Here is a 6,260-nt window from a genome sequence, read left to right as displayed (position 1 = left end):
CGACGCGCTGATCTCCACCAGGGCCTGCTCGAACTGGCCTGCAGCCTCATATGCCTCCGCCGCCTGCGAACCTCATTCTGAAACGATCAGTTAATCCGTTGACAGCCCTTCCCGGCCCTCCTACCGTCGGTGGTGAATCTGTTGCCGCCGACAGGAGAAGGACGTTGCTCGTCTGAGGTCCTGAGACACCACGCCGTACACCCCTCGGGTGTGGGCGTCGCGTGCGACCTCGGCGTTCGAGCCGTCCTTGCGGAGCAGGGCCTTCCCACGGGTTCCCGTGGCATTCCACATGGCCCCGCGCTCCCCCGCTCCCGCGGTGGTCGCCGCCCTCCGGTGTCTCGATACGCGTCGTCCTGACCGCACACACGACCGCGAGGCCCCCTTGTCACATTCGATCACCTGTACGTCCCTCTCCTTCGTCTGGCCCGACGGCACCCCCGTCCTCGACGGACTCGACGTCGCCTTCGGCCCCGGCCGGACCGGGCTCGTCGGCGTCAACGGCGCCGGCAAGTCGACCCTGCTGAAGCTGATCGCCGGCGAACTCACCCCCTCCGACGGGACCGTCCGCACGGCCGGCGAGATCGGTTACCTCCCGCAGAACGTCACGCTGGACACCTCCCTCCGCGTCGACGAGGTCCTCGGCATCGCCGCCCGCCGGGCCGCGCTGCACGCCATCGAGGGCGGCGACGGGGCCGAGGAGCACTTCGAGACCCTCGGCGACGACTGGGACGTCGAGGAACGCGCCCTGGCCACCCTCGGCGAACTCGGACTCGGCCGCATCGGCCTGGACCGCACCGTCGGCGAGGTGTCCGGCGGCGAGTCCGTCCTGCTGCGGCTGGCCGCGCTGCTGCTGCGCCGGCCGGACGTCCTGCTGCTCGACGAACCGACCAACAACCTCGACCTGTACGCCCGGCGGCGGCTGTACGCGGCCGTCGCGGGCTGGCCGGGCGTGCTGGTCGTCGTCAGCCACGACCGGGAACTGCTCGAACTCGTCGACCAGATCGCCGACCTGCGCGCCGGGGAGGTGGCCTGGTACGGCGGCAACTTCTCGGCCTACGAGCAGGCGCTCGCCACCGAACAGGAGGCCGCCGAGCGGATGGTGCGCGCCGCGGAGTCCGACCTGCGCAAGCAGAGACGCGAACTGTCCGAGGCCCACATGAAACTCGCCCGGCGCAAGCGGTACGGGCAGAAGATGTGGGACCAGAAACGCGAGCCGAAGATCGTGATGGGGGCGCGCAAGCGGGCGGCGCAGGAGTCCGCCGGCAAGCACCGCATCCTGCACGAGGAGAGGCTCGCCGAGGCCAGGGAGCGGCTCGACGAGGCCGTCGAGGCGGTCCGCGACGACGACGAGATCCGCGTCGACCTGCCCCACACGGCCGTGCCGCCGGGCCGTGAGGTGCTCACCCTGCTGGACCTGCGGCTCGCGTACGGCGCGCGCGTGGCGGGCGGTCTCGACCTGCGCGGGCCCGAGCGGGTGGCGCTGGTGGGGCGCAACGGCGCGGGCAAGACGACGCTGCTGCGCACGATCGCCGGGGAGCTGGACCCGGTGGCGGGCGAGGCACGCGCGCACGTGCCGCTGCGTTTCCTGCCGCAGCGGCTGGACGTCCTCGACGACGGGCTGACGGTCGCCGAGAACGTGGCCCGCTTCGCGCCGGACGCGACCGGCAACCGGATCCGGGCCCGGCTGGCCCGCTTCCTGTTCCGGGGCGCCCGCGCCGACCGGAAGGCGGCGACGCTGTCGGGCGGCGAACGGTTCCGGGCGACGCTCGCGGCGCTGATGCTGGCCGAGCCCGCGCCGCAGCTGCTGATGCTGGACGAGCCGACGAACAACCTCGACATGGCGAGCGTCCGGCAGCTGACGTCGGCCCTGGAGTCCTACGAGGGCGCCCTGATCGTGGCCGGCCACGACCTGCCGTTCCTGGAGTCGATCGGCATCACGCGCTGGCTGCTGCTGGACGGGGAACTGCGGGAGACCTCGGCCCAGGAGCTGGCGGACCCGGTGTAGCGCGGCGGGTCTCAGGAGGGCCACAGCCCGGCGGCGAGGGTTTTGCCGTGGTGGACGGGCCCTGCATGATGGCTGACCGGCGCCCCGCACCCGGCGCCGGTCAGCCACCGCCGATTCGGAGATCTGGACGTGCCCAGCAAGAAGGCCCTCATCCGCCGCCCCGGCCCGCGCCTCGCCGAAGGTCTGGTGACGCACGTCGAGCGCGGGACGGTCGACGTGGACCTCGCCCTGGAGCAGTGGGAGGCCTACGCCGAGGCCCTGCGGTCGACGGGCTGGGAGACCGTCGAGGTCGACCCCGCCGACGACTGCCCGGACGCCGTGTTCGTCGAGGACACGGTGGTGATGTACCGCAACGTCGCCCTGATCGCGCGGTCCGGCGCCGAGTCCCGGCGCGCGGAGACCGCCGGGGTCGAGGAGGCCGTGGCCCGGCTGGGCTGCTCGGTCAACTGGATCTGGGAGCCGGGCACGCTGGACGGCGGCGACGTCCTCAAGTGCGGCGACACGGTCTACGTGGGCCGGAGCGGCCGCACCAACACGGCCGGCGTCCAGCAGGTGCGGGAAACCTTCGAACCGCTCGGGGCGCGGGTCGTGGCCGTCCCCGTGAGCAAGGTGCTGCACCTGAAGTCGGCGGTCACCGCGCTGCCCGACGGCACGGTGATCGGGCACATCCCGAAGGTGGACCGGCCGGCGCTGTTCCCGCGGTTCCTGTCGGTGCCCGAGGAGGCCGGCGCCCACGTGGTGCTGCTCGGCGGCCCGAAACTGCTCATCGCGGCGAGCGCGCCGAAGACCGCGGAGCTGCTCGCCGACCTCGGGTACGAGCCCGTCGTGGTCGACATCGGCGAGTTCGAGAAGCTCGAGGGATGTGTGACGTGCCTCTCGGTGCGGCTGCGGGACCTGTACGCCTGACCGGGTGATCGTGCCACCGGTTCGGCCCCGCGATCCGCGTGTCCCGGGGCCTTTCGGCACGTCCGGAAACCTCCCGGGCCACCTTGTGGAACAGCGGCTGATCAGGGGCCTTTACAGCGAACTTAACCTACGGCTACGTAACCTACGGGTTCGTAGCCTACGATTCCGTAAGTTCTAGGTTCCGGCACCGCCCGCCGGACGCAGTCCGCTGTGCCTCACGTCCCCTGGAGTACCCCCGTGACGATCACCTCCCCGCACCTCGGCAGCCCTTCCGCCGTCTGGACCGACGCCCGGCTGCTGTACGCCCTGGAGGAAGTGGTCGAGACGGAACTGAACCGGCATCTGAAGGTCGCCAAGGACTGGATGCCGCACGAGTACGTGCCGTGGAGCGACGGCCGCAACTTCCCCGGCCTCTTCGAGGACGGCGAGGCCTGGGACAAGGAGCAGTCGAAGGTCACCGAGATCGGCCGGATCGCGCTGGTCGTGAACCTGCTCACCGAGGACAACCTGCCCAGCTACCACCACGAGATCGCCTCGCTGTTCGGCCGTGACGGCGCCTGGGGCACCTGGGTGCACCGCTGGACGGCGGAGGAGGGCCGGCACGGCATCGTGATGCGCGACTACCTGCTCACCTCGCGCGCGGTCGACCCGGACAAGCTGGAAGCGTTCCGGATGTCCCACATGAGCGAGGGCTTCGAGTCGGACAACCGCCACTCGATGCTGCACTCGGTGGCCTACGTCGCCTTCCAGGAGCTGGCGACCCGCATCTCGCACCGCAACACCGGCCACCAGTCCGGCGACCCGGTCTGCGACCGCATGCTGGCGCGCATCGCGACCGACGAGAACCTCCACATGGTCTTCTACCGCAACCTGCTGAAGGCCGCCTTCGAGCTGGCGCCCGACCTGACCATGCAGGCGGTGCGCGACGTGGTCGTCAACTTCCGCATGCCCGGCCACGGCATCCCCGGCTTCGAGCGGGCGGCGGCGCAGATGGCGATCGGCGAGGTCTACAACATGCGCATCCACCACGACGACGTGCTCCAGCCCGTCCTGCGCCACCTGAAGGTCCTGGAGCTGGACGGCCTCGGCCCGGAGGGCCTGAAGGCGCAGGAGGAACTCGGTCTGTTCATGGGCGGTCTGGACGCCGAGGCCCTGAAGTTCGACGAGAAGCTGGCGACCCGCAAGGCCCGCATGGCGGCCCGCGCCGCCGGCTGACCCACCGCCACCGCGACACCCCGCGAACGGCCCGCACCGGGAAGCACGTTCCCGGTGCGGGCCGTTCGCGGTCCGCGGCATCCGGCCGCCACCGCGTCGGCGCCCGGTGCCTCGGCCACCTCGGCGTCGGGCGCCTTCGGCGCCGCGGCCACCCGTCGCGGGCGAAGGACGCGGCGACCTCGGCCCACCCCCGTCGACCACACCCCCGCGATGCGGTCGTACGGATTCGCCGGCTCCCCGCCACGCGCCCGCTCAGCGCGAGGCACGACGCAGGTGCAGGCGTTCCTTCTCGGACAGGCCGCCCCACACACCGAAGCGCTCGTCGTGGGCGAGGGCGTAGTCGAGGCACGCGGACCGCATCTCGCACATGCCGCAGATGCGCTTGGCCTCCCGCACCGAGCTGCCCGGTTCCGGGAAGAAGAAGTCCGCCCCGGTCTGTGCGCACAGAGCCTGCCGCTGCCAGGCGAGGTCGGGGGAGTCAATCGTGTCGGTGTACATGGGCAGCATCGTGGCGCGCGGCGAAAAACGTTCCATCAACGGCGGATATACGCGCTCCGGCAGGGCCCCGGCCGCACTGATGGTGCCCCCGGAGCACGCCGCGGCGCACGGCGGCGCGCCGGGCCCGCCGTCCGGGCTCCGGCAGCGGTTGCCGGTGGACGGCGGGCGGTGGACGGCGGGCGGTGCGAGACTCGGCAGAGCACGGAAGCACCGCACGCGAGCAGTGCGGAGAACAGGGCTTTCGAGGAGGAGGGCGAGGATGCTCACCACCCGTTTCGTCAACGGCGCCCCGAGCTGGCTCGACATCGGCACGTCCGACGTCGGCCGCGCGGCCGCCTTCTACGGCGCCCTCTTCGGCTGGCGGTTCCGGTCGGCGGGGCCCGACGCCGGCGGCTACGGCTTCTTCCAGCTGGACGGGAGGACCGCGGCGGGCGGCATGCGGACCGCTCCGGAGCAGGGCCCGCCGGCGTGGACGGTCTACTTCCGGACGACCGACGCGGACGCCACCTGCGCGGCGGCCGAACGGGCGCACGGCAGGGTGCTGTTCCCGCCGCTGGAGGTCACGGACCGGGGCACGACGGCGATCATCGCCGACCCGGCGGGGGTGCCCTTCGGCATCTGGCAGCCGGGCGGGCTCGAGGGCGTGGACGTGGCGGGTGAGCCGGGCTCGCTGTGCTGGGTCGAGCTGTACACCCCGGACATCGCCGCGGCGGCCGCGTTCTACCACACCGCCCTGGGCCTGGAGACCGCGGGCGTCCCCTTCCCCACCGGCACGTACACCAGCGTGAACCCGGCCGGGGCGGGCGAGGAGTCCGCGTTCGGCGGGTTCGTGCCGCTGGCCGACGACCCCGCGGAGGCGCCGTACCCGGCCTACTGGCTGCCGTACGTCGAGGTGCCGGACGTCGACGCGGTCGCGGCACGGGCCGAGGAGCTGGGCGGCACCGTCCGGACGGCCCCGGCGGACGTGGCGGGCGTGGGCCGGACCGCCAGGCTGGCCGATCCGGACGGGGCACGCTTCGCGGTGATCAGGAGCGGATCCCGGGACGGGTGAGGGCGGGTGTGGACGAAGGCGCGGGGCGGCGTGCCGTACGCCTGCCGTCCGGCGACGCCCTCCTGGCGCCCGCGCTCACCCGCGAGCTCATCGACCGGTACGTCACCCACGGCGGCAGCGGGCTGGAGGAGCCGACCGGCCGCGAACGCCAAGCGGTCGCCCCGGCCGCGCGGGGACTGTGCCACCACGAGATCGCCGGCCGTCCGGTCATCAGCCAGTTGACCTCCGGAACCCACGTCAACCGGGCCATGGCCGAGCTCCACGCCCGTGACCGCGCCCAGCCCGTGGTCCTCGCCCACGAATCCGGCCTGGTGGTCCCACGCGACTCCTGACCCCGCGCGACTCCTGACCCCGTGCGCCATCGGCCGGCCAGGGCGCCACGGCGTCTCGTCGCCCAGGACCTCGCAGGCCGGCTCCCCGAGCGCCTCGCGGTCCTGCGCGAGGGCCCGCTTCCCGGCCTCGGCCACCCGGTGGACGCACCGGACCCGGCCTTCGACCACCCGCTGCTCGCGGACCAGCGGCCCGCGGCATGCGGCCGGCACCCGCGGGGCCGGGCCGCGGGTGCCGAAGAGGACGGCTCCCGCC

The 6,260-nt window shown here is 72.9% G+C and carries 5 protein-coding genes and 1 pseudogene; 5 read left to right on the top strand and 1 reads right to left on the bottom strand.

Annotation, left to right across the window (positions count from 1 at the left end; genetic code table 11):
- Positions 1 to 382 precede the first annotated feature (382 nt).
- The 3 genes from ACIP5W_RS33035 (at position 383) to ACIP5W_RS33025 (ending at position 4,126) form a co-directional block, all read left to right on the top strand.
- The gene (locus ACIP5W_RS33035; protein ID WP_401481293.1) at positions 383 to 2,005 is read left to right on the top strand and encodes an ABC-F family ATP-binding cassette domain-containing protein; all 1,623 of its coding nucleotides are present in this window, start codon (positions 383 to 385) and stop codon (positions 2,003 to 2,005) included.
- A gap of 129 nt (positions 2,006 to 2,134) precedes the next feature.
- Entirely contained in the window at positions 2,135 to 2,911 is a 777-nt protein-coding gene (gene ddaH, locus ACIP5W_RS33030; protein ID WP_401481291.1) for a dimethylargininase, read from the top strand.
- 237 nt (positions 2,912 to 3,148) lie between these two features.
- On the top strand, positions 3,149 to 4,126 hold the full coding sequence (locus tag ACIP5W_RS33025; RefSeq protein ID WP_401481289.1) for an acyl-ACP desaturase: 978 nt from the start codon (positions 3,149 to 3,151) through the stop codon (positions 4,124 to 4,126).
- A gap of 252 nt (positions 4,127 to 4,378) precedes the next feature.
- On the opposite strand, the gene ACIP5W_RS33020 is transcribed toward ACIP5W_RS33025, so the two are convergent.
- Positions 4,379 to 4,624, bottom strand: coding sequence for a WhiB family transcriptional regulator (locus tag ACIP5W_RS33020; RefSeq protein WP_401481287.1), 246 nt, complete (start codon positions 4,622 to 4,624; stop codon positions 4,379 to 4,381).
- Between the two features lie 259 nt (positions 4,625 to 4,883).
- Between ACIP5W_RS33020 and ACIP5W_RS33015 the strand changes: the two genes are divergently transcribed.
- Positions 4,884 to 5,675, top strand: coding sequence for a VOC family protein (locus tag ACIP5W_RS33015; protein WP_401481285.1), 792 nt, complete (start codon positions 4,884 to 4,886; stop codon positions 5,673 to 5,675).
- Positions 5,676 to 5,707: 32 nt separating this feature from the next.
- Positions 5,708 to 6,007: pseudogene (locus ACIP5W_RS33010) on the top strand (DNA-binding response regulator); the annotation flags it as partial.
- Between the last annotated feature and the right edge of the window lie 253 nt (positions 6,008 to 6,260).

It is taken from the genome of Streptomyces sp. NPDC088766, from assembly GCF_044750845.1.
In the GTDB taxonomy this organism is placed as follows: Bacteria; Actinomycetota; Actinomycetes; order Streptomycetales; family Streptomycetaceae; genus Streptomyces.
Note: the sequence above shows the minus strand (reverse complement) of the source record. Positions and strands in the feature narration are given on the sequence as shown.

Bases quoted from the DNA above. Each gene is read 5' to 3' on its own strand.
- ACIP5W_RS33020 (WP_401481287.1), bottom strand. From the start codon at position 4,624: ATGTACACCGACACGATTGACTCCCCCGACCTCGCCTGGCAGCGGCAG.
- ACIP5W_RS33015 (WP_401481285.1), top strand. From the start codon at position 4,884: ATGCTCACCACCCGTTTCGTCAACGGCGCCCCGAGCTGGCTCGACATC.